At 60.4% G+C, this 22,364-nt stretch carries 28 protein-coding genes; 18 read left to right on the top strand and 10 right to left on the bottom strand.

Going from position 1 to position 22,364, the window contains the following annotated elements; all coding sequences use genetic code 11:
• Positions 1-77 precede the first annotated feature (77 nt).
• Positions 78-1,523 carry a chromate efflux transporter gene (chrA, locus tag AB6803_RS20990; protein ID WP_371110701.1) on the bottom strand — a complete coding sequence of 482 codons (1,446 nt, stop codon included), beginning with the start codon at positions 1,521-1,523 and terminating at the stop codon, positions 78-80.
• Positions 1,524-1,690: 167 nt separating this feature from the next.
• Here chrA and groES point away from each other — a divergent pair, with 167 nt between their 5' ends.
• From groES to AB6803_RS21005, 3 genes are all read left to right on the top strand, one after another.
• Complete coding sequence (groES, locus tag AB6803_RS20995) at positions 1,691-1,987, top strand: co-chaperone GroES (protein WP_368510427.1); 297 nt, start codon at positions 1,691-1,693, stop codon at positions 1,985-1,987.
• A 76-nt stretch (positions 1,988-2,063) separates the two neighbouring features.
• On the top strand, positions 2,064-3,704 hold the full coding sequence (gene groL / locus AB6803_RS21000; RefSeq protein ID WP_371110702.1) for a chaperonin GroEL: 1,641 nt from the start codon (positions 2,064-2,066) through the stop codon (positions 3,702-3,704).
• 431 nt (positions 3,705-4,135) lie between these two features.
• On the top strand, positions 4,136-4,639 hold the full coding sequence (locus AB6803_RS21005) for a hypothetical protein (RefSeq protein WP_371110703.1): 504 nt from the start codon (positions 4,136-4,138) through the stop codon (positions 4,637-4,639).
• 64 nt (positions 4,640-4,703) lie between these two features.
• On the opposite strand, the gene AB6803_RS21010 is transcribed toward AB6803_RS21005, so the two are convergent.
• A complete protein-coding gene (locus AB6803_RS21010) occupies positions 4,704-5,411 on the bottom strand; it encodes a glutathione binding-like protein (RefSeq protein ID WP_371110704.1) in 708 nt (235 codons plus the stop codon).
• Between the two features lie 215 nt (positions 5,412-5,626).
• Here AB6803_RS21010 and AB6803_RS21015 point away from each other — a divergent pair, with 215 nt between their 5' ends.
• From AB6803_RS21015 to AB6803_RS21025, 3 genes are all read left to right on the top strand, one after another.
• Positions 5,627-6,070: a DoxX family protein gene (locus AB6803_RS21015; protein WP_371110705.1), complete on the top strand. Its 444-nt coding sequence runs from the start codon at positions 5,627-5,629 to the stop codon at positions 6,068-6,070.
• 144 nt (positions 6,071-6,214) lie between these two features.
• The gene (locus AB6803_RS21020; protein WP_371110706.1) at positions 6,215-6,490 is read left to right on the top strand and encodes an AbrB/MazE/SpoVT family DNA-binding domain-containing protein; all 276 of its coding nucleotides are present in this window, start codon (positions 6,215-6,217) and stop codon (positions 6,488-6,490) included.
• The gene (locus AB6803_RS21025; RefSeq protein WP_371110707.1) at positions 6,477-6,866 is read left to right on the top strand and encodes a type II toxin-antitoxin system VapC family toxin; all 390 of its coding nucleotides are present in this window, start codon (positions 6,477-6,479) and stop codon (positions 6,864-6,866) included. The genes AB6803_RS21020 and AB6803_RS21025 overlap by 14 nt, the downstream gene beginning before the upstream one ends.
• A 75-nt stretch (positions 6,867-6,941) precedes the next feature.
• Here the strand turns inward: AB6803_RS21025 and hisG are convergent, their stop codons facing one another.
• The 3 genes from hisG to hisS are packed head-to-tail and all read right to left on the bottom strand — an operon-like array spanning position 6,942 to position 10,288.
• Positions 6,942-7,655 carry an ATP phosphoribosyltransferase gene (gene hisG / locus AB6803_RS21030; protein WP_371110708.1) on the bottom strand — a complete coding sequence of 238 codons (714 nt, stop codon included), beginning with the start codon at positions 7,653-7,655 and terminating at the stop codon, positions 6,942-6,944.
• Positions 7,652-8,773: an ATP phosphoribosyltransferase regulatory subunit gene (locus AB6803_RS21035; protein WP_371110709.1), complete on the bottom strand. Its 1,122-nt coding sequence runs from the start codon at positions 8,771-8,773 to the stop codon at positions 7,652-7,654. Before AB6803_RS21035 ends, hisG begins: the two co-directional genes overlap by 4 nt.
• Positions 8,774-10,288: a histidine--tRNA ligase gene (gene hisS, locus AB6803_RS21040; RefSeq protein WP_371110710.1), complete on the bottom strand. Its 1,515-nt coding sequence runs from the start codon at positions 10,286-10,288 to the stop codon at positions 8,774-8,776.
• A 176-nt stretch (positions 10,289-10,464) separates the two neighbouring features.
• Here hisS and AB6803_RS21045 point away from each other — a divergent pair, with 176 nt between their 5' ends.
• The 5 genes from AB6803_RS21045 to AB6803_RS21065 all read left to right on the top strand — a co-directional run bounded on the left by AB6803_RS21045 (position 10,465) and on the right by AB6803_RS21065 (position 12,432).
• Positions 10,465-10,692 (top strand): DUF6290 family protein, encoded by a 228-nt coding sequence (locus AB6803_RS21045; protein ID WP_371110711.1) that lies wholly within the window; start codon positions 10,465-10,467, stop codon positions 10,690-10,692.
• Positions 10,676-10,945, top strand: coding sequence for a type II toxin-antitoxin system RelE/ParE family toxin (locus AB6803_RS21050; RefSeq protein ID WP_371110712.1), 270 nt, complete (start codon positions 10,676-10,678; stop codon positions 10,943-10,945). The genes AB6803_RS21045 and AB6803_RS21050 overlap by 17 nt, the downstream gene beginning before the upstream one ends.
• Positions 10,946-10,976: 31 nt before the next feature.
• The gene (locus tag AB6803_RS21055; RefSeq protein WP_371110713.1) at positions 10,977-11,531 is read left to right on the top strand and encodes a 2'-5' RNA ligase family protein; all 555 of its coding nucleotides are present in this window, start codon (positions 10,977-10,979) and stop codon (positions 11,529-11,531) included.
• Between the two features lie 68 nt (positions 11,532-11,599).
• Entirely contained in the window at positions 11,600-11,983 is a 384-nt protein-coding gene (locus AB6803_RS21060; RefSeq protein WP_371110714.1) for a hypothetical protein, read from the top strand.
• Between the two features lie 80 nt (positions 11,984-12,063).
• Entirely contained in the window at positions 12,064-12,432 is a 369-nt protein-coding gene (locus tag AB6803_RS21065) for a DUF305 domain-containing protein (RefSeq protein ID WP_371110715.1), read from the top strand.
• Between the two features lie 51 nt (positions 12,433-12,483).
• Here AB6803_RS21065 and AB6803_RS21070 read toward each other — a convergent pair whose 3' ends face one another.
• The gene (locus tag AB6803_RS21070) at positions 12,484-13,368 is read right to left on the bottom strand and encodes a LysR family transcriptional regulator (RefSeq protein ID WP_371110716.1); all 885 of its coding nucleotides are present in this window, start codon (positions 13,366-13,368) and stop codon (positions 12,484-12,486) included.
• A gap of 84 nt (positions 13,369-13,452) precedes the next feature.
• Between AB6803_RS21070 and AB6803_RS21075 the strand changes: the two genes are divergently transcribed.
• Positions 13,453-13,785: a YciI family protein gene (locus AB6803_RS21075; protein WP_371110717.1), complete on the top strand. Its 333-nt coding sequence runs from the start codon at positions 13,453-13,455 to the stop codon at positions 13,783-13,785.
• Here AB6803_RS21075 and AB6803_RS21080 read toward each other — a convergent pair.
• Positions 13,775-14,677: a LysR family transcriptional regulator gene (locus AB6803_RS21080; protein ID WP_371110718.1), complete on the bottom strand. Its 903-nt coding sequence runs from the start codon at positions 14,675-14,677 to the stop codon at positions 13,775-13,777. The genes AB6803_RS21075 and AB6803_RS21080 overlap by 11 nt on opposite strands.
• A 110-nt stretch (positions 14,678-14,787) precedes the next feature.
• On the opposite strand from AB6803_RS21080, the gene AB6803_RS21085 reads away from it, so the two are divergent.
• The gene (locus AB6803_RS21085) at positions 14,788-15,813 is read left to right on the top strand and encodes an NAD(P)-dependent alcohol dehydrogenase (protein WP_371110719.1); all 1,026 of its coding nucleotides are present in this window, start codon (positions 14,788-14,790) and stop codon (positions 15,811-15,813) included.
• A 49-nt stretch (positions 15,814-15,862) separates the two neighbouring features.
• Here AB6803_RS21085 and AB6803_RS21090 read toward each other — a convergent pair whose 3' ends face one another.
• On the bottom strand, positions 15,863-16,912 hold the full coding sequence (locus tag AB6803_RS21090; protein ID WP_371110720.1) for an aldo/keto reductase: 1,050 nt from the start codon (positions 16,910-16,912) through the stop codon (positions 15,863-15,865).
• Between the two features lie 299 nt (positions 16,913-17,211).
• On the opposite strand from AB6803_RS21090, the gene AB6803_RS21095 reads away from it, so the two are divergent.
• Complete coding sequence (locus AB6803_RS21095; protein ID WP_371110721.1) at positions 17,212-17,916, top strand: HAD family hydrolase; 705 nt, start codon at positions 17,212-17,214, stop codon at positions 17,914-17,916.
• Positions 17,917-17,921: 5 nt separating this feature from the next.
• Here AB6803_RS21095 and AB6803_RS21100 read toward each other — a convergent pair whose 3' ends face one another.
• Together AB6803_RS21100 and AB6803_RS21105 are read right to left on the bottom strand one after the other, a co-directional pair.
• Complete coding sequence (locus tag AB6803_RS21100; protein ID WP_371110722.1) at positions 17,922-18,470, bottom strand: hypothetical protein; 549 nt, start codon at positions 18,468-18,470, stop codon at positions 17,922-17,924.
• Positions 18,467-19,096, bottom strand: coding sequence for a DNA-3-methyladenine glycosylase I (locus AB6803_RS21105; protein ID WP_371110723.1), 630 nt, complete (start codon positions 19,094-19,096; stop codon positions 18,467-18,469). Before AB6803_RS21105 ends, AB6803_RS21100 begins: the two co-directional genes overlap by 4 nt.
• A 303-nt stretch (positions 19,097-19,399) precedes the next feature.
• Here AB6803_RS21105 and AB6803_RS21110 point away from each other — a divergent pair, with 303 nt between their 5' ends.
• The 4 genes from AB6803_RS21110 (at position 19,400) to AB6803_RS21125 (ending at position 22,359) form a co-directional block, all read left to right on the top strand.
• The gene (locus tag AB6803_RS21110) at positions 19,400-20,161 is read left to right on the top strand and encodes a L,D-transpeptidase (RefSeq protein ID WP_371110724.1); all 762 of its coding nucleotides are present in this window, start codon (positions 19,400-19,402) and stop codon (positions 20,159-20,161) included.
• A 202-nt stretch (positions 20,162-20,363) separates the two neighbouring features.
• Positions 20,364-21,065: a L,D-transpeptidase gene (locus AB6803_RS21115; protein ID WP_371110725.1), complete on the top strand. Its 702-nt coding sequence runs from the start codon at positions 20,364-20,366 to the stop codon at positions 21,063-21,065.
• Between the two features lie 212 nt (positions 21,066-21,277).
• A complete protein-coding gene (locus AB6803_RS21120; RefSeq protein WP_371110726.1) occupies positions 21,278-21,949 on the top strand; it encodes an outer membrane protein in 672 nt (223 codons plus the stop codon).
• 71 nt (positions 21,950-22,020) lie between these two features.
• Entirely contained in the window at positions 22,021-22,359 is a 339-nt protein-coding gene (locus tag AB6803_RS21125) for a hypothetical protein (protein ID WP_371110727.1), read from the top strand.
• Positions 22,360-22,364 lie beyond the last annotated feature (5 nt).

The following is a 22,364-nucleotide window of genomic DNA, read 5'->3' on the forward strand; positions in this document are numbered from 1 at the left end:
GGCTGACATCGCAAACCGGCCGGCAAATTACAAGAGCGCAGCGCAGGTTTTTGCATTGCACAAGCGCCGCATGCGCTTCAGCCGGCAAGGCGGAGCAGACAGCCGGCCAAAGCGGAGACCCCAAGCACAGTCGCCACGCCCGCCCGATGCCGGAAGACCAGCACGACGGCGAGCGTGAAAAGCAACAGCGCCGAGACGTCGATCGTCGCCCAGGCCGGCCAGGCGATGCCGGCGATCGGGACATTGACATAGTCGCTACCCTGGACCCCGACACGGCGGCTCCAAAGGACCAGCCGGCCGACATCGGCAAAGAGCACATGCAGGCCAAACCAAAGCGACAGGTTGGCCATGACGCCGACGATCGCTGCGGTGATCGCCGCAAGGGCGGCCGACAGGCCCGCGTGACCGCGCAGCCGCTCGATATAGGGCGCGCCGGCAAAGATGAAGAGGAAGCTCGGCGCAAACGTCGCCCAGGCCGCAAGGCTGGCGCCGAGGAAACCCGCCGTCAGCGGATCGAAGCCGAAAGGATTGCGAAAGCCGGCCATGAAGCCGACGAAACAGAGAACGAGCACCAGAGGCCCCGGTGTCGTCTCCGCGAGCGCCAGACCGTCCAGCATCTCGCCCGGCCGCAGCCAGGCATAGTGCTGCACCGCCGTCTGCGCCACATAGGCCAGTACCGCGTAGGCGCCGCCGAAGGTGACGACCGCCATGCGGGAAAAGAAGGAGAAGATCGCACCGAAGACATTGGTTTCGCCGCTCAGCGTTTCGGCAATGACATCCTTCGGTCCATCCAAGCCGTGGATGAGCAAGAGCGGCGCCTGCCAGATCGCCAGCCAGCATAGAAGGGTGAGAAGGGTTTTTCGCACGCCGACGCTTCGCAGAGCGCCCTTGCCGATGCCGGCGAGGGCAAACCGAGGCAATCGCGGCCGCCATTGATCGTCGCGGTAGGCGCGGTGGAGTACCCGGCCATAGCCGGCAAGACCGGCCAGAAGCACCACAAGCGGAAACGGCAGGTCGAAGACGAACAGCAGAAGGAAGCTCGCGAGCGCGATGCCGACATGAAATCGCGTCTTCAGCGCCCGGCTGCTCAGCCGCATCAGCGCCTGCAGCACGATCGCCAGCACACCGGCCTTGATGCCGAAGAAGACGGTCGCCAGCAGGCTGGTGTCGTGAAACAGGGCATAGAAGGCCGAGAGCGCCAGGATGACGACAAAGCCCGGCAGGATGAACAGGAGCCCCGCGACCAGGCCGCCGCGCCAGCCATGCAGCAGCCAGCCAATATAGGTGGCGAGCTGTTGCGCCTCCGGTCCCGGCAGCAGCATGCAGTAGCTCAGCGCATGCAGGAAGCGCTCCTCATCGACCCAGCGCTTCTCATCGACCAGAACGCGATGCATCAGCGCGATCTGCCCGGCGGGGCCGCCAAAGCTCAGAACGCCGATGCGCGCCGAGACGCGTACAGCCTCAGAAAAGACCGGTTTAGGCGCTATGTCGCCCGTCGTCGAAACTCCGGCCGCGCCAGTCAACGCTCTCTGCCTTCGCTTTTTGCTAAAAAATTCGTCACGAGCGTCCTTGACTCGTTTGGAGCCCATCCCTAAATCTCCGTCGCTAGCACTCGCCGAGGCTGAGTGCTAACAAGCCCCATACGGATCCCCCGCTGATCCGTGAAGTCATTTGATCGAGGGATTAGACAATGGCAAGCACCAATTTCCGCCCCCTTCATGACCGCGTCGTCGTTCGTCGCGTCGAGTCCGAAGCAAAGACCAAGGGTGGTATCATCATTCCCGATACCGCCAAGGAAAAGCCGCAGGAAGGCGAAATCGTCGCCGTCGGCTCCGGCGCTCGTGACGAGTCCGGCAAGGTCATCCCGCTGGACGTCAAGGCCGGCGACCGCATCCTGTTCGGCAAGTGGTCGGGCACCGAAGTCAAGCTTGACGGCGAAGACCTTCTCATCATGAAGGAAGCCGACATCATGGGCATCATCGGCTAATCCAGCCGGTTTCCCCTTTTCCGATACAGCTGACGGGCCATAAACCCGGACAATGCGAATTCAGGAGTTTTTAGACATGGCAGCTAAAGAAGTAAAATTCGGCCGCAACGCCCGCGAAAAGATGCTTCGTGGCGTCGATATCCTCGCCGATGCAGTCAAGGTAACGCTCGGCCCGAAGGGTCGTAACGTCGTTATCGACAAGTCCTTCGGCGCACCGCGCATCACCAAGGACGGCGTCACGGTCGCCAAGGAAATCGAACTCGAAGACAAGTTCGAAAACATGGGCGCCCAGATGGTCCGTGAAGTTGCTTCGAAGACCAACGACATCGCCGGCGACGGCACCACGACTGCAACCGTTCTCGCCCAGGCCATCGTTCGCGAAGGCGCCAAGGCAGTTGCAGCCGGCATGAACCCGATGGACCTGAAGCGCGGCATCGATCTTGCTGTTTCTGAAGTCGTCAAGGATCTCCAGGCCAAGGCCAAGAAGATCAACACGTCGGAAGAAGTCGCACAGGTCGGCACGATCTCGGCAAACGGTGAAAAGCAGATCGGTCTCGATATTGCTGAAGCCATGCAGAAGGTCGGCAACGAAGGCGTCATCACGGTTGAAGAAGCCAAGACCGCCGAAACCGAACTCGAAGTCGTCGAAGGCATGCAGTTCGACCGCGGCTACCTCAGCCCCTACTTCGTGACTAACCCGGAAAAGATGATCGCCGATCTCGAAGACGCGTTCATCCTGCTCCACGAGAAGAAGCTCTCGAACCTGCAGGCAATGCTTCCGGTTCTCGAAGCTGTCGTTCAGACCGGCAAGCCGCTCCTCATCATCGCTGAAGACGTCGAAGGCGAAGCTCTTGCGACCCTCGTCGTCAACAAGCTGCGCGGTGGCCTGAAGATTGCTGCCGTCAAGGCTCCGGGCTTCGGCGATCGCCGCAAGGCCATGCTGGAAGACATCGCCATCCTGACGGGCGGCACTGTCATCTCCGAAGACCTCGGCATCAAGCTCGAGTCGGTTACCCTCGACATGCTCGGCCGTTCCAAGAAGGTTTCGATCTCCAAGGAAAACACCACGATCGTCGACGGCGCTGGCCAGAAGTCCGACATCGAAGGCCGCGTTGCCCAGATCAAGGCTCAGATCGAAGAAACCACTTCGGACTACGACCGCGAGAAGCTGCAGGAACGTCTTGCCAAGCTCGCTGGCGGCGTTGCCGTTATCCGCGTTGGCGGTTCGACGGAAATCGAAGTCAAGGAAAAGAAGGACCGCATCGACGACGCTCTCAACGCGACGCGCGCTGCTGTTCAGGAAGGTATCGTACCGGGCGGTGGTATCGCTCTGCTGCGCTCCTCCACGAAGATCACCGTCAAGGGTGAGAACCAGGACCAGGAAGCTGGCATCAACATCATTCGTCGTGCGCTGCAGGCTCTGGTTCGCCAGATCGCTGAAAACGCTGGTGACGAAGCTTCGATCGTTGTCGGCAAGGTTCTCGACAAGAACGAAGACAACTACGGCTACAACGCTCAGACGTCTGAATATGGCGACATGATCGCCATGGGCATCGTCGACCCGGTCAAGGTTGTCCGCACGGCTCTGCAGAACGCAGCTTCGGTTGCTTCGCTGCTGATCACCACCGAAGCTATGATCGCCGAGCTGCCGAAGAAGGACGCTCCTGGCGGCATGCCGGGCGGCATGGGCGGCATGGGCGGCATGGACATGATGTGATAAGGCCTTAGCCTTATTGCGACTGTTCATTCCGGCATCCGGATTTGACGAAGGGCGGCTCTCGGGCCGCCCTTTTCATTTAGGCCCAGGCGGTTGCGATACTTGCAACATAAGATTTCATACCCGTGGGAATTTACAGAGTTTGCCCCATTGCTGTTTTCGGAAAAGCTCCTATAAATCGCAGCGCAGCGATTTGAGTGGGGATTGCTGATAAAAGTATGATTTATACTTAATTTCTGCGCATGATGCGCAATTGGGTATAGTCATAACCTTTTCGATAGATAATACGCCTAGACTTATTACTTAAGTTAACTTGGTGAACTAAGTTGGCGGTCCGGAAGTACGCCTATAGCGGATGGGTTTGATGCGGAGGTGGCTTCGCCAGCCAGTAGCTGTGACAATATGCGGAGCGCCGTTCCGCCCAACAGTGCATGGAATTACGATTGAAGCGCGCGCAGGGGAACCCGCGTCTCAAGTTGGGGAACATCTTGTTCAAGATCGCCAAAGCCAGCCTTGCCGCACCTTTCGCTCCTGGATCCCTGGAGTTCGACGGTCACGATCCCGATCTTCTGGCGCAGTTCTGCGTCTCGGAAGGCTGGACCGGAGATCTGGCGAGCGGCATCATCAAGCTCGGCCAGTGGAGCACCATGCTGCACGGGCTGACATCATCGGAATGCGGCCTGTTGAGCCTGATGCATTGCTACGACGCCAATGACCGCACCCGTATCCTCGAGCTGTTCGAGCAGGCAGCGACCGCATCCTCCAGCTTCTGCTATTCGACCACGGCGTTTGGCAGCTCCGGGCATCGCCAGCCGATCTTCTGTGTCGGCGAGTCGATCGGTACGGAAGGAAAACACGCCGGCAGCATAGTGGGCGTCTTCCTGTTCCCGCGCTTCAAGCTGGAGCCGGGCAGCCAATTGGCGGCTCGTCAATAACGCTCCGGACGCAAAAGGCCGATCCTATGGACCGGCCCTCGATCTCGGGCAAGAGCATTCAACGTCAATCCCGCTTCGGAATATTCAGCCCGCGCTGGCTCGCCGGGCGGGCAGTCGCGCGCTCGACCCAGTCCATGACTGACGGGAAGCTTGCGAGTTCGAGGACATCACGACCGCCATAGAAGACATCGACGCCGCGAACCCAGGGGAAGGTGGTGATGTCGGCGATGGTATATTCGTCGCCCATGATCCACTGACGACCCTTCAAGCGGTCTTCCAAAACGCTGAGTAGACGCTTGGCCTCATCGCGATAGCGTTCCACCGGATAGGAATTGTTGGCGACCTTGTCGGCGGCGAATTTGAAGAAATGTCCGAACTGGCCGAACATCGGGCCGATGCCGCCCATCTGGAAGAACACCCATTGCAGCACTTCATAGCGCCCGGCCGCATCCTTGGGGATGAGCTTGCCGGTTTTTTCGGCGAGATAGACGAGGATGGCGCCGGATTCGAACAGGCCGATCGGCTTGCCGCCGGGACCGTTGGGATCGATGATCGCCGGAATGCGGCCATTCGGGTTCAGCGAGATGAATTCCGGCGACTTCTGGTCGTTGGTACCGAAGGAAATCAGATGCGGCTCATAGGCAAGTTCGAGTTCCTCGAGCGCGATCGAAACCTTGACGCCGTTCGGCGTCGGCAGCGAGTAGAGCTGGATGATATCCGGATTGCTGGCGGGCCAGCGCTTCGTGATCGGAAATGAGGAGAGATCAGCCATAAGGGGTTTCCTTCCGAAAATTATGATTTGGCAGTGAATTCGCGCCACCATAACCGATAGCGCACGGATGGGAAGAGTGATCAAAGAATGCCGTTGTTCAATAATAGTGAACTAATCGTGCGCAGTTGTTTATCTTTCCAACCACAGCGAAATCACGAATAGATGTTTCCAGAAATCGTCACTCACAGTGCCGACCACCCTTACTGGAGACCGTCATGTCCAACACCAATAACATCATCATCCTCGTGGCGCGCATCCTGCTCGCCTTCATGTTCATCTTCGCTGGCTTCGGCAAGCTGACCGATCCGGCAGGCACCGCCGGCATGATCGCTGGCGCCGGCATGCCCGCCGCCACGCTTCTCACCTATCTCGCCGGCGCCTTCGAATTCATCACCGGCGTCTGCGTTCTCCTCGGCTTCCAGATCCGCATCGTCGGCTGGCTGCTCGCCGCATTCTGTATCTTCACCGGCATCGTCTTCCACCTGCCGACCGTCAACGTTCCGGATTTCCCGGCCGCCGCCAATGGCTGGATCAACGGACTGAACTTCGTCAACTTCCTGAAGAACGTCACGCTGGCCGGCGCCTACATCATGCTCGCCACCAACGGCCCGGGCGTCTATTCGCTCGACGCACGCCGCGGCGCCTACGCTACAGCCTGATTACCAGATACCTCACAGACCTAAAAAAGCCCGCCGTTTCCACGGCGGGCTTTTTGTGTCTGTATCGATGAAACGAGGTTCGGCCTTGAACCGTGAGACAATCGCGGCTATCTTACTCTCGTCTTACCCCAAGGATTCAGGCCGATGGCGCATGCCGAACAGATCATCACGACTGTCTCGACCAAGGGACAGGTCATCCTGCCGAAAGCCATACGCCAGCGGCGGGAGTGGGATACCGGTACGCGGCTGATCGTCGAGGAAACCGCGGACGGTGTGCTGTTGAAGCGGGCACCGGCCTTCGCCGCGACACGGCCGGATGAGGTATTCGGACTGTTGCCCTTCAAAGGTGAGCCGAAATCCCTCGAAGACATGGAGGCCGGTGTGCTGGCCGAAGCCCAACGCCGCCATGATCGCTATTGATACCAACCTGATCGTCCGCTACCTGACCGGCGATCATCCCGAGCAATCCCCCCGTGCCCGTGGGGTCGTCGATGGCGAGGCCGTATTTGTGGCCGCGACCGTCGTTCTGGAAGTCGAATGGGTACTGCGCAGCACATACGGCTTTCGCCCGATCGATGTCGCCCGTGCGCTGAGAGCCTTCGGCGGTCTTCCCACCGTGACGGTGGAGGACGCCGCCCTTATCGCGGCAGCGCTCGAATTGGCCGAAAAAGGGATGGATTTCGCCGATGCGCTACATCTCGGTCGATCGGCGCATTGCGAGGGCTTCGTCACATTCGATCGGAAGTTGGTGAAGGCGGCGAAGGCGGCCGGCTATGAGAACGTCAGGGAGGCGTGACGACTGACGCCCCGCATTACGGACAGCCTCGCTATGCGTCAGCCGAAGTGAGCAGAAAAGCAACGGCCTTTTCCCTCAAGCATCGTTGCTCTTTGGCCTCGCATTTTGCACCGCGGCGATAATCCGCTGAACCATGGGATCGCCCTCGTGGCTCTCCTTGCGCGCACGCACAAGGCAGGCCTCGGAGCGCAGGATAGTGCCATCGGAGAGGATCCTCAGATGGTTCGCCTTCAGCGTCGAGCCGGTCGAGGTGATGTCAACGATGATATCGGCGGAACCGGAAGCCGGCGCACCTTCGGTCGCCCCCAGGCTCTCGACGATGCGATAAAGCTGGATACCGTGCTGGCTGGAGAAGAACTGCTGCGTCAGCCGCCAGTATTTGGTGGCGACCGTCAGCCTGCGGCCATGGCGGGCACGGAAATCGGCAGCGACATCGCCGAGATCGGCCATGGTATCGACATCGAGCCAGATATCCGGCACGGCGACCACGACATCGGCATGGCCGAAGCCGAGGCGCGCGCAGAACTCGACGCGCCGATCGGCATCCGCCAGGCCTTCGCGCACCAGATCCTCGCCGGTGACGCCGAAATCGACGCTGCCATTGCCGATCTCGCGCGAGATTTCCGAGGCAGACAGGAAGGCTACCTCGACATCATCTAAGCCTTCGATGCGGCCGCGATAGGAGCGGTCATTGCCGACGGCGACGATGGGCATGCCGGCGCGTTCGAAGATCGCGGAGCAATCGTCCTTCATCCGGCCCTTGGAGGGAAGTGCAATCGTGATGGTCATCGGGCCGCCCTCGCGGTTTCGATCCGGTCGAGCCAGAGCGCGAAGCCGACGGCCGGTATATGATCTTTTGCGCCGAGCAGCGTCAGCAGCCGGTCGAAACGACCGCCGCCGACGAGCACCGCCGCCGATCCTTCCACCGTCACCTCGAAGACGAGGCCCGTATAATAGTCGAGCGGACGGCCGAAGGCGGCGCGATAGTCGATAAGGGCCGCATCGACACCGGCATTGGCAAGGGCGGCGACGCGGGCATCGAAGCGCTCAAGTGCAGTACCCAGCTTCAGCCCGGCGGCATCGGCAAAGCCGGCCAGCGCCAAGGAGGCATCGGCAAGCGGCACATTCAGCGACAGGAACTCTTCCAGGATACGGAAGGCCTCGTCGTCGAGACGGGTTTCCGACAGGACCAGCTTTTCGCGGAGACGACGCGCGATTTCCAGCGGCGAGCGGCTGGCATTGGTGGAATAGCCGGTTGCCTGCATGGTGCTGTCGATATGCATGACCAGCCCCTGCTCGTCGCCGCGCGTCAGGAAATCGAGCGCATGCGGATCAAGCCCGGTGACCGGCTGCGGGCTTGCGAGACGCGCCAGCAGGGTTTCAAGCTGCGTCATATTTCCGAAGGCATGGATCAACCGCTTCTGCCAGCCGGACGGCAGGCCAAGCGCCTGCACGACGGCTTCGAAAACGGCCTGATCGCCCAGCGTCACCGACAGCGCCTTGCCGGGCATCAGCCGGTTGAGAATGGCAATGGCATCACCGACAGCGCGGGCATCGGCGCTGGCGATATCGCGATCGCCGAGATCCTCGATGCCTGCCTGATAGAACTCCTGACCGCCTTCGCGGCGCTGACGAAAGATCTCGCCGAGGTAGGAATAGCGCTTCGGCGTGCCGGTGGCGGTCTCGATATGCTGCAGGCAGACAGGAATGGTGAATTCCGGACGCAGGCAGAGGCTGGCGCCGGTCTCGCTCTCGGTCAGGAAGATGCGGCGGCGCAGGTCCTCGCCCGCCATGTCGAGAAACGGCTCGGCCGGCTGGATGATCGGCGTGTCGACCCGATCCGTCCTGCGGGCGGCAAATTCGGCAATGAGATCATCGGCGAAATCGGGAAGATCGATCAGGGGCATTTATTCCGCCCTCTTGCGATCTTCCGCCTGCGCCGCCAAAATCGCCTGCACCTTGGCGACCAGATCGGCCTCAGGCACGGTCTCCTGCGCAACGCGGGCTTCGCGCCAGCTGGCATTGTCCTCGATCTCGCCGGAAAGGCGCTTGCCTTCGATCAAGTCCTTAAGCTGCACGACGCCTTGCGCGCGCTCGTCGCCACCCTGGATGATAGCGATGGGGCAGCCGCGGCGGTCGGCATATTTCAGCTGGTTGCCGAACTTCTTCCAGTTGCCCTGGAACATCTCGGCGCGAATGCCGGCGGCGCGTAGCTGCTGCGTGAAGCGCTGATAACGGCCCATGGCCTCGGCATCGCCATCCATAACGGTGACGAGCACAGGCGCGATCACCTCGTCCTGACCGAGCTTGCCGAGGTTTTTCAGTGCCGTCATCAGGCGCGACACGCCGATGGCAAAGCCTGTCGCCGGAACTGGCTGACCCATGAAGCGCGACACCAACCCATCATAACGCCCACCGCCCGCGACAGAGCCGAAGACGACCTTCTCGCCCTTTTCGTTGGTGACGTCGAAGGTGAGTTCGGCCTCGTAGACGGGGCCGGTATAATATTCGAGGCCGCGCACGACGGAGGGATCAATCTTGATGCGGTCGGACTGATAGCCGGCACTGGTGACGAGGCTGCCGATGAAGTTCAACTCCTCGACGCCTTCGCCGCCTTTGGACGTGCCGGCAACCAGCTCCGCGAGTTGGGCGGCACTTTCCGCATAATCCTTGATGCCGACGAAGAAGAGCACCTTGTCGATCTGCTCGGCATTGAGTCCGGCGCCCTTGGTGAAATCGCCGGATTCGTCCTTGCGGCCGGGACCGAGCAGCAACGCGACCCCTTCCGGGCCGAACTTGTCGAGCTTGTCGATGGCGCGTAGCACGTTCAACCGCTGGCCAGCCTTATCGTCGCCGCCAAGACCGATCGCTTCGAGAACGCCGTCCAGAACCTTGCGGTTATTGACGCGGATGAGATAGTCGCCACGCTTGATGCCCAGCGCTTCCAGCGTGTCCGACATCATCATGCACATTTCGGCATCGGCCTGTACGCCGGGCGCGCCGATCGTATCGGCATCGAACTGCATGAACTGGCGGAAACGGCCTGGACCCGGCTTCTCGTTGCGGAAGACGTAGCCGGCGCGATAGGTGCGATAGGGAAGCTGGATCTCGTTGAAATTCTCAGCGACATGACGGGCAAGCGGCGCCGTCAGGTCGTAACGCAGCGACATCCACTGCTCGTCATCATCCTGCAGCGAGAACACGCCCTCGTTCGGACGGTCGCTGTCGGGCAGGAACTTGCCAAGCGCATCGGTATATTCAAGCAGCGGCGTTTCGATCGGATCGAAGCCATAATGCTCGTAAACCGCCCGGATCTTAGCGGTCATCTCGTTGACGGCGCGAATATCGCTCGCCGAACGATCGACAAAGCCACGCGGCAGGCGGGCCTTGAGCTTTTGCGGTTTCTTCTGTTTGTCGCTCATTTGCTGGATAATCCGGTACGGGAACAGTGGCGGTTAACTAGCGGATTGGGCGGGATGCGGCAAGGATTGTTGTATGTTGTCAGTGGTCAAATCGGACAAAACTGACGGTGACAAACCGATGCGAACTCCCTATACTTGGGATACACGCATCCCAACCCTTTCCGAGAGCCGCTTCAATGAGCAAGCAAACAGCCATCCGCCTGCCGGATGAGATCTATGAGCGCCTGCAGGCTCTGGCCGAACGCACCGGCCGCACAGCGACCTATTATATCCGCCAGGCCATCGAAGCACATCTGGACGATCTGGAAGATGTGTATCTGGCTGAGCGGGCCATGGAGCGGATCAAGAACGGCGAAGACGAGATCATAAGCTCCGAGGAATTCTGGCGTGGCTTGGACAATTGAGTATGCCCGATCGGCCCGCAAATTCGTTGAAAAACTCGACCCAAAGACTCGCAGCAGAATAAGAGTGTTCCTGGAAGAGCGCCTTTCAAGCCTGCATGACCCGCGCCAAGTCGGTGATGCCTTGCAGGGTGCACGACTGGGAAACTATTGGCGCTATCGGGTTGGTGACTATCGGATCATCTGCGACCTTCAAGATAGCCGGCTAGTCGTACTGGTCGTCGAAATCGGGAACCGTCGCGACGTCTATCGTTGAGTAGCAGCCTCTGCGGCGTGTTCAGCGTGGTATGGTGAAGATCAAGGATAGAAAAGCCGTGGCCTACGCAATCAGCCTGAAATGCACGAACGATACGGCGACCCCCATCCTCGATCTCTGGCGCAAAGCTAGTCGCTTTGAAACCACCCCGTCGATGCAGGCTTTGAATTACCCACCGCATCTGACGCTTGCCATCTACGGAGATATCGCACCGGAACAGCCCCTTGAGGTCATGCGAAAAGTCTTTCGCGACACTCCGTCAATCTCGGTGGAGTTTTCAGGCATCCACCATTTCCCAAATGAGACGCTGGTGCTTTGGGCACGGCCGATCGATGACAGCGTCTTGCGCCGCATGCACCAGGCTATTCATCGGCAGATCGACCCGATGCTTTGTCATGAGCATTATCGTCCCGGCCATTGGCGATCGCACTGCACGATCGCCATGAACATTCCGAAGGAGCAAGCTGCGGCGGCGCTGAGATGGGCGGCTGAAACACCGGCAAGATTTGTCGTGACGTTCGACATTGCCGATTACATCGGATTTCCCCCTGTCGAAATCCTGGAAGAGGTCAAATTGCTGCCTTGATACCACGCCAGGATCGGTTCAGTGCAATTTGCACTTGCCTTTCACGGGCATGCACTTAGGGTTTGCCCATGCGCCTCTTCGCCATTCTGACAATGCTGATTGCCTGGCTGATCTACGGCGCCATGCCGGCGTTGGCGGCCTGTCCGATTTGCGATTCCGAGATGACAATGTCGGTTACCGCCAGCATGAGCAACGATGACACTATGGCCGGCATGCATGGCATCGCCATGGATCACGGCGCCATGACCCAACATGTGGACAAGAAACCGGACAATCCCTGCGCCGGCGGCATGGCGCATGTGCCGTCCTGTACGGCCTGTCTTGCCGTTGCGCCTTCGCTGACGCTGGATGACGGCCGTGTGCTGGCATTCTCCTATCCGGCACCCACGCATAGCCAACGGCTTGCCGATTCCCGTCCCGCGCCGACGGCACCGCCTCCCCGCTTCGCCTGACACGCATCTGACTTCATCCCACTTGCGAAGGGACCCTTCGCCAGAAACTCAGATACCGTTCCGAAACGGAAGGAACTCACATGTCTATTTCCAAATCCATCATCCTCGCCGGCGGCCTTGCGCTCGCTTTCTCCCTCCCCGCCTTTGCCGAAGACATGAAAAGCATGGATATGAGCAAGCCGATGGGCGACCAGGGCGCGTCCAGCAAGGCGTTCAACGATGCCATGGGCAAGATGCACAGCAACATGATGATCACCTATAGCGGCGATACCGACGCGGATTTCGCCCGAAGCATGATCCCGCATCATCAGGGCGCTATCGACATGGCCAAGATCGAGCTCAAATACGGCAAGGATCCGGAGCTGCGCAAACTGGCGGAAGACGTCATCAAGGCGCAGGAAGCCGAAATCGAGGGCATGAACGCCTGGCTGAAGAAGCACGGCAAATAGTCCGGATCAATACAGAACGAGGGGCGGCATTTCGGCCGCCTCTCGTCGCGCCTAGATCGCTTCGGGTTTCGGGCGGTGGAACACCCGATCCAGCCATCCGGCAACGGCCCTGATCCTGACGGCATTGCGAAGTTCGGCATGCGTCAGCAGCCATACTTCCCGCACAGGAAGTGTCGTGTCATCCGTCTCGATGTAACAAAGCCCCTCGACGCGCTCCACCAGAATTATGGGCAACAGTGCCCGCCCCAATCCGGCGACGGCGGCCTGAAGCAGGGCTTCCGCGTCGTTTACGGCGAGAGCCCCACCGCCCGATTTCTCCGCCTGTTCGGCAATCCAGCGGGCGTGCGGCAAATGCGTCATCCCCTCCTCATAAACCAGCCAGGGAAGTCTTTCCGCATCGTCCTGTTTTCCGGCCGCGACGTAAATTGCGTAGTCAAGGCTCGCAATCCGCCGCGCCACGACCTTGCTGTTGGTGATATCGGCGGGACGGGCAAGGCGGATCGCCATATCCGCCTCGCGGCGGGTCAAATTGAAATTGCGAGCATCGCCGATGAGTTCGAGCTGCAACCCGGAATGCTGTGACAGAAGCTCGGCCGCAGCCGGGATCAACAGGCGACTGATAAAAGAAGGCGGCGCCGTCAGGCGCACCTTGCCGAGCACCGTGACATCCGCCGCCTCCAGTGCCCCTGAAAGCGCCATGACCTCCGCCTCGACGGCCTCGGCCCGCGCGATGGCGATCTCGCCTGCCGGCGTCGGCATCATTACGCCTCCCGCATCGCGCTGAAAGAGCGCCGCACCGAACCTTTCCTCCAATGTCCGCAAGCGCCGGCCGACCGTTGTTGCATCTATCTTGATCTCCCGGCTCGCTGCCGCAAAGGAGCCACCCCGTGCCACGGCGAGGACATAACGCAGATCGTTCCAGTCGATGTCGTGCATTTTTGCAGCCTTCTTCGGCAAACTTACCGCATGCAATCGCATTATTGCAGCCATAAGCTTCGGAGGTCCAGCAAGGAGGCTCCAATGACATTATTCGCCGTTTTGTTTGAAGACGATCAGCAGCACGCCGCAGAGATACGGCAGAAATATCTCGAAAGTCATTTCGACTTCCTGCAGGCGAATGCCGCCCACATCAAGACGGCCGGACCACTCAGCCGGCAAGGCGATGCATTTGCCGGTGGCCTGTGGCTGGTCGAGATAGAGGATGCTGCAGAAGTCGAGCGGCTCGTGGAAGAGGATCCGTTCTGGTCCGCCGGGCTCCGGAAATCGGTGCAGATCCTGGTCTGGAACCGGGTCTTTGCCGATGGCGCCCGTTTGCCTCGGCAACAAATGCCTCAGCCTTCCGTCACTCCATAACTTGCGGCAGCCGCGCCGCGAGCAGATCAATGACCGCGCGGGTCTTGAGCGGCAGATGCGGCGTCTGCGGCCAGACGGCATAGGCATGGAAGGTCAGGCCGGACATATCTGTCAGCACCGGGGCAAGATTACCGGCCAGCACCTGACCTCGTATCAGCCAGCAGGGTAGCAATGCGGCTCCCATTCCCGCCGCGGCGGCATCGGCCATCACTTCGAGATCGTCGAACCGCAACCGTGTCTTCGGCATATATTCGATGTCGACACCATCGGCCTGCGGGAAGGTCCAGACCTTCACCTCGCCTGCGCGGGCATAGGCGATGAGATCATGGTCCTCGAGATCGGCGATCGCCTGCGGTGTCCCGCGTTTTGCTAGATAGGCGGGCGATGCGCAGACCACCATGCGATGCCGCGCCACCCTGCGCGTCACCAGCCCGGCACTATCCCGCAGCGGACCGTTGCGGACGGCGAGATCGAAGCCCTCGTCGAGCAAGTCCACAATCCGGTCGCTGAAGGAAAGATCGAGTTCGAGGTTCGGATGGGCGCGGGCAAGCTCCATCAGCAAGGGCGCGATACAGCGGCGACCGAAGAGCACGGGCATCGAGATGCGCAGACGTCCGGCCACCTCGCGCTTGCCCGATTCAAGCATCGCCTCGCCCGACTGTATCTCGTCCATCGCCCGGCGGCAGCGCTCGTAGAAGGCCTGCCCCTCATCCGTCAGGCTTTGCGTGCGGGTGGTGCGGTGAAAGAGCCGGACGCTCAGGCGTCTCTCGAGCTTGGCTATGGTCTTGCCGATCGCCGAGCGCGACAGGTTCATGCGGGCCGCCGCCGCCGAGAAGCCGCCGGCCTCCACCGCCTCCACAAATTCCGGAATGCCGTTGAGCATGTCATTCATCGCTATTGTTTCCCAAAAGGAACCAGTCAGTGGAAATCATATCGCCACTGGCGACCCCTGTGCAACGATATAGTGGCCGCCGTGCTTTCAATTTCTCGCAGGAGATCACTATGACGAAGACCATGCGACGCTGGACACTGGACAAGTTCGGCGTCAATGCCCCTCTCAGCCTCACTGAGACCGACGTGCCCTCGCCTGCCCGCGGCGAAATCCTGGTGCGGACCAAGGCGGTTTCGCTGAACTATCGCGACAAGCTGATGCGGGAAAGCGGCATGGGCCTGCCCATCCGGTTTCCCTTCGTACCTGCTTCCGACATGGCGGGCGTCGTCGAAGCGGTCGGCGAAGGGGTAACGCGGTTTGCGCCCGGCGACCGGGTCATTTCCACCTTCCACCCCGGCTGGATCGACGACAAGCCGCCAGGCGACGCGCGCAATCCGCCTTATCAGTCGCTTGGCGGCTTTTACCCCGGCGTGCTTGCCGAATATGTCGCCTTCCCCGAGGACTGGTTCGTCGCAGCACCGACAAGCATTGATGACGGCGAAGCCAGCACCTTGCCTTGCGCCGGCCTGACGGCCTGGTTCGCGCTGGTGGAGCGCGGCAAGATCAAGCCCGGCGACACCGTGCTGGTACAGGGAACCGGCGGAGTGTCGATGTTCGGGCTGCAGATCGCGGCGGCGCAGGGTGCCGACGTCTTCGTCACGTCCTCCGGCCCCGAAAAGCTGTCACGGGCGAAGGCCCTTGGCGCCCGCCATGGCATCGACCGCAATACAACCGACTGGGTGGAGGAAGTCTATCGCCTCACCAACGATCACGGCATCGACCACATCTTCGAAATCGCCGGCGGGCCGCATCTCGGCCAGTCGCTGAAGGCGGTGGCTCTGCATGGGCGCATCTCGGTCATCGGCGTGCTGGAAGGGTTTGACCTGTCCGGCCCGGCTGGGCTGGTACTGCTGAAGTCTCCGGTCATTCAGGGCATCTCGGTCGGCCATCGGCGTGCGCTGGAGGATTTCGTCCGCGCTGTCGACCGGATCGGCCTGAAGCCGGTCATCGATCATCGCTACGCCTTCTCCGAGGTTCCCGCTGCCTTCGACCATCTTGATCGCGGCGCCTTCGGCAAGATTGTCATCGAGTTTTGATGACAGCCGAGCCGCCGTCGACAAAACGGCGGCTCGGTCTCTCCATAAATCAGGCTTTCGGTTCGAAGGGCTGCGGAATGCGAAGAGCGCCCTGCCGGGCGAGCATCCAGCCGGGATATTCGGGGGTAAGCGCGCTGACCTGATCCAGCTTGGCGATATCATCGGCATCCAGCTTCAGCTTGACGGCGGCGAGGTTCTGGTCGAGCTGATCTAGGCGCTTCGCACCGATAATGATTGTGGTGACGAAGGGCTTTTCCAATATCCAGGCAAGCGCCACCGTAGCGACGCTGGAGCCATGCTTTTCAGCTACTTCGCGCATGGCGGCGACGCAGGCCCAGGCACGGTCCTTGTCAACAGGCGGGAAGTCGAAGACGGCGCGTCGTCCCTCGCCATTGCCGGGAGCGCCCGGGCCGTATTTGCCCGAGAGCAAGCCGCCGGCGAGCGGCGACCAGACCATCAAGCCAAGCTTCTCCTCGTTCATCAGCGGTACGATGTCGCGTTCGAGATCACGACCGGCGATGGAATAATAGGCCTGCACGGTCTCGAAGCGGGCAAAACCACGCCGTTCGGAAATGCCGAGCGCCTTGGCGATGCGCCAGGCCTGCCAGTTGGACACGCCGACATAGCGCACCAGCCCGCGCGAGACGAGATCGTCCAGCGCCCGCAGGGTTTCATCGATCGGGGTGACCGTATCCGTACCGTGGATCTGGTAGAGGTCGATATGGTCGGTCTGCAGCCGTTCAAGGCTTGCCTGAACCGAATCCATGATATGGCCGCGCGAGGCGCCGCGATCGTTGGGCTTGTCACCCATGACGCCATAGACCTTGGTGGCGATGACGACGTCCTTGCGCGGCACGCCAAGATTCTTCAGCGCCTGGCCGAGCAGCTTTTCCGAGTTGCCGAAGGAATAGACATCGGCCGTGTCGATGAAATTGATGCCGGCGGCGAGCGAGTTTCCAACGATCTTGTCGGCCAGCGCCTGATCGACATCGGCGATGGCACCCCAATTGCTGTTAGGATTGGCCTCGCCGAATGTCATGGTGCCGAGGCAGAGTTCGGAGACGAATAGGCCGGTATTACCGAGCTGATTATAACGCATCTGAGAAAATTCCCTTGTGGTCCGCCGGAAGGTGGCTTCCGGACGGTGAATCCTGATCTCTTGGCTATTGGCCTCGGCACGACAGCCACTCATCCATGCTGTCTTGGGGAGGTCCGGAGATGATCGTCGAGGGGCGGTCCTGCCGCTACCTTGATGATATCGACATCATGCACCGGAATCCGATTTCAACGCGAGACCTCGCACCGATCACAATGCGGTTACCTCAGCTTTGCTCTTGCCTCCCCATCATCGCGCGATAGAATCCCGCCCTCATCCAATCCGCAAGGACGGACAGGCCCATGCCGCAACGCCCGCTGACCACCATCGGCTTCGATGCCGACGACACGCTCTGGCAGAACGAACAATTCTACCGGCTGACCGAACGGCAGTTCGCCGAATTGCTCGCCGACCATGCCGAGAGCGAGGATATTTCCCAAAAACTGCTGGAAGCCGAGAAGCGCAATCTGAACCATTATGGCTTTGGCATCAAAGGCTTCACGCTTTCGATGATCGAGACGGCGATCGAGATCACCAAGGGCGAGGTGCCGGCAACGGTGATCGCGCAAATCCTCGACATCGGCCGCGATCTGCTCACCCACCCGGTCGAAACGCTTCCCGATGTCCGAGGGACGCTTGAAACTCTCTCAGGCAACTATCTGTTGGTGCTGATCACCAAGGGCGATCTCTTCGACCAGGAGCGCAAGCTTGCGCAATCCGGCCTCGGAGATCTCTTCGACGCCGTCGAAATCGTCTCTGACAAGAATGCCTCCACCTATCGCCGCATCTTCTCGAAAGTCGGCGATGGCCCGGAACGGGCCATGATGGTCGGCAACTCGCTCAAATCCGACATCGTGCCTGCGCTCGCCGCCGGCAGCTACGGCGTCTTCATTCCGCACGAACTCACCTGGATCTTCGAACATGTCGAGGAACCGACCCAGGCGCCGCGATTCCACAAGATCGGATATCTTGGGGAACTGCACGGCATCATCGAGGGACTTTCTTGAGACCCCTACTGTCCCTGCTTCGACCTTGGTGGGAACAATGACGGACCTTGGTCGGCGGGCTTGTCCTGCTGCTGCGTGGCTGGCGGATTGGGATCGATCAGGATCTCATAGGGTGCGCCGAGGCCGCGGCGGCGGGTGACTCGGGAATAATAGGGCTTGATCAGCCATGTCGTGTCTTCGTTGACGGTGACGTCGGCGACCATGCCGTCCTCGTCGGTGCCGAAGAAGGATTCGTCGTCTTCCGAGGAAAGATCGAAGATCGCCATGAAGGTGTATTTGCTCTTCGAGCTGAAGGTGATCCGGACGTGCTGGCCTTTCTTCAGCGGCAGCGTATAGACCTTGCCCTTGCCGAATTTCGTCCAGCCGGTCAACTTCTCCAGCACGGCGGGGAAGCCAAGCTTTTCCACGGTCTCGCCACGGTCGAGCTGCGGCAGCTGGAGCTGCTGATTATCACCCTTCGTGCTGTCGCTGCTTTGGGTGGCCTCCGCATGAGCGTCCAAAGCGAACGGCAGAGCAAAGGCGAGCAGGGAGAAGACAAGAACCAGGCGCTTCATGGCCGCACCAATGCGCTACGCATCGCCTCCACCTCTTTCCGGCAATAGCAGCCTTCAATGTGATCATTGACGAGGCCCATGGCCTGCATGAAGGCATAGACCGTGGTCGGGCCGACGAAGGTCCAGCCGCGCTTTTTCAGGTCCTTGGAAATACGCACGGAGACCGGCGTCGTCGGATTGGCTGCGATGGTCGCATAGTCGACCAAGGCGGGACGCTCCGCGACTGTCGGCTCGAAACCCCAAAAGTAGCGGGCGAGCGAGCCGAATTCGGCGCGCAGCTCGATGGCGCGGCGGGCATTATTGATGGTGGAGACGATCTTGCCGCGATGACGGATGATGCCGGCATCGGCCACGCAGCGCTCGATATCGGCATCGCCGAATGTCGCTACCTTGTCGAAATCGAAACCGGCAAAGGCGGCGCGGAAATTCTCGCGCTTGCGCAGGATCGTCAGCCAGGATAAGCCGGACTGGAATCCCTCCAGGCAGATCTTCTCAAACAACCTGATATCGTCGATGACGGGCCTGCCCCATTCCTGATCGTGATAGCGCAGATACTCCGGCAGATTGCCGTGCCAGTGGCAGCGGTCCTTGCCGTCCTCACCGGTGATGATGCCCGTTCCGGCCATAGTCGTGCTTCGTCCCCTATGTCTGAGCGTGATCGCGAAAACAGCTAGACAGCTATCGGATAAGATCAGGCCAATCAAATGCTTAAGATCGAGAGGACGATTCGAAGGCAAATCATCTCGATTCAGGGTTTACCATTTGCAAACCGTCTTTCCAAACCAAGTCGTAACCCTGACAAAAGGTTTATCGGTTTCGCGGCATTTTAATGAACAGCCATTTACCATTCGCTGGCGCGCAAATGTCACCATATTCGGGACCGGGCGCAATTACGCCCATCCTCGGCCCATGTGTAGAGAGTTTGTCTGATGATGAAACAATGTATTTTACTCGCCGCTGGCGCCCTGAGCCTGTTTGCATCCGACGCTTTCGCCAATGATCGCTACCAGTCGCGCCCGCCCGTCATCGTCAGCCCCGACCTCACCGCCCCCTGGGTGATGCAGCTAGGCGGCGGCAGTGTGCAGCCGGCCGTCTATCCGGTTCGTCCGGCGGCGCGGCAGGCGGCCAATCCGCAGGCGCAGCGCGCGATCCAGCCGCGCGGCCTGTTCGCACGTCCCGCCGTCCAGCAGGTCGCGGTCGTCCGGCCGCAATATCCGGCGATCCGTGGCCAGCTCGATCCGCAATTCCTGCCGCAGGTTGTCGATTACCAGACCAAGGAAAAGCCGGGCACGATCGTCATCGACACCAACAATCGCTTCCTCTACCTGGTGATGGACGGCGGCCAGGCAAAGCGCTACGGCGTCGGCGTCGGAAAGCCGGGCTTCGAATGGGCCGGCGCCCATACCGTCACCCGCAAGCAGGAATGGCCGGACTGGACCCCGCCTTCGGAGATGGTGGCGCGTGAAGCAGCCAAAGGGCACTATCTGCCGGCACATATGGAAGGTGGCGAAGCCAATCCGCTCGGCGCCCGCGCCATGTATCTCGGCTCCACCCTCTATCGCATCCACGGCACCAACGCTCCCTGGAGCATCGGCAGCGCCGTCTCCTCCGGCTGCATTCGCCTCCGCAATGAAGATGTCATCGACCTCTACAACCGGGTGAAGGTCGGGACACGGGTCATCGTCATGTGATGGGCAACAAAATTGCTGCGCACCGCACTGGTCGAGCGCAGCAATGCTATCGCCGGATTGCTATAGTCCGACAGTAATAAGCTGCCCCCGTCCGAATAGACAGTCGCTCTAGCGACGCGCTCTTTATCATACGCAATTTGATCTTGATCCTCTCTCGCGTTTCGCTAGTTTCTTGGCTGGTAAATCGAGAGGGGAATTACGGATGAAATCAATACTACCGGTCGTGGCGGCGGCGGGCATCGCCGTGTCGTGCCTCACGGCGGCATCGGATGCCGCGGCGTTCACAACCTCCGCGCCTCATGTCGCGCAGGCCTTGCCCAGCAACGTGATCCGCGTATCGACCGCACCGCAGGGGCAGGTCAAGCCGCAGTTTCAGCGGCGCATGGTACGGCTGGTGACCAACGAAGCACCGGGGACGGTCATCGTCGATACCAACAACAAGTATCTCTACCTCGTCGAAGGCGACAACCGGGCGCGGCGCTATGGCATCGGCGTCGGAAAGGACGGCTTCGGTTGGTCCGGCGTGGTCAAGGTCGGCCGCAAGGCGGAGTGGCCGGGCTGGACGCCGCCGCCGGAAATGATCGCTCGCGAGGCCAAGAAGGGCCATAAGCTGCCCGCCTATCAGGAAGGCGGCGAGGACAACCCGCTCGGCGCCCGCGCCATGTATCTCTATCGCGGCGGCAGCGACACGGCGTTTCGCATCCATGGCACCAACCAGCCCTGGAGCATCGGGCTCAACATGTCGTCCGGCTGCATCCGCATGATGAACAAGGATGTCACCGACCTCTATGACCGCGTCCCGATCGGCACCAAGGTGATCGTCGTCGGTCCTGGCAACAAGCAGGGTGAAGTCAGCTACCAGGATCGCGGCATCGACATCTTGCGCACGATGTTCGGCGGGTAACGAGCGACGGGTGGCCGCGCAGTGCGTGGCCACCCGACTGTTGCACAGGTGTAACATCTCCAAACTTATTGCCCGAGAAGCCGGCAAAACGGCCTCTCTCTTTCAGTTTGTCGTCAGTTTTCACGCCTAAGCCGACGCAAGCCACAGCGCGCCGCAATAGAACTGTCACGGAAGCACGCTTAGATGGCAGCATTTGCATCTGGGGGCTTCACATGCATCGTGTCTGTCGCATCAAGCAGCCGGCTGTCGCCGCGCTTGCAATCTCAGCTTTTATCTTCGCCGCCGGTTCGGCTTCGGCGGAAATGCAGTTTTCAGCCTATGGCGGCGTCCAGGGGGCAACCGGCAGCAACGTCAAGACATCGGACGGCGCCAATTTCGATCCCGACTGGTCGGGAAAATCCTTCAAGATGCCGCCCTATTTCGGCTTTCGCGGCGTCTTCTGGCTTGATGATTTCAACAAGTCGAACTGGGGTATCTCGCTCGACTACACCCACGCCAAGGTCTACGGCAATCTCGGCAATACGCCAGGCTGGTCGCATTTCGAGTTCACCGACGGCCTGAACATGCTAACGCTGAATGCGCTCTACCGTTTCCAGGACCCAAGCCGCAAGTGGACGCCCTATGTCGGCCTCGGCGCCGGCATCAACGTGCCGCATGTCGAAGTCACCCGCGCCTCCGGCCGCACCTTCGATTACCAGTTCGGAGGCGCCTCGCTGCAGGCACAGGCCGGCGTCAGCTACCAGATCAGCCAGCACTGGGCGACCTTCGTCGAATACAAGGGCAATTACAATTTCGTCGACAACGTCTCGATCGACAGCGGCGATACGCTGAAGACCAAGGTCTTCACCAACGCCATCAATTTCGGTGTGTCGTTCAATTTTTGACGTGAACGGACGGACCATTGTCGCCCCAGGGCCGGTTCCGGCCCAGGGGTTCTTGTGCTAAGCAATAGCCCATGAGCTTTTCCTACTATCAATGCGACTGGATCCATCCGGAAAACGATGAACCGGTCATGATCTACTACGAAGTGGACGACGCGGGCGTCGTTCCCCGGCTGATCGACGTGTTCGCCGACGGACGCCGGCAATGCATGTCCGTCACCGACTTTTCCGGGCAGAAACACAAGACGGCCAGCATCACCAGCCTGGTGGAAGGCTCATTCTATGACGGTGTCGCCGGCTTGCTCGACGGCACCTTCTTCGAAGAGGGACAAGACCGGATCAGTCTGACCGCCATCGGCGCAGAGATCTTCGAGATGGAATGGCAGTCGCATCGGCCGTCTTCGTCGCACTAGATATT

Origin of the sequence: Rhizobium sp. RCC_161_2 (assembly GCF_041355235.1) — a bacterium.
Lineage (GTDB): Bacteria > Pseudomonadota > Alphaproteobacteria > Rhizobiales > Rhizobiaceae > Rhizobium.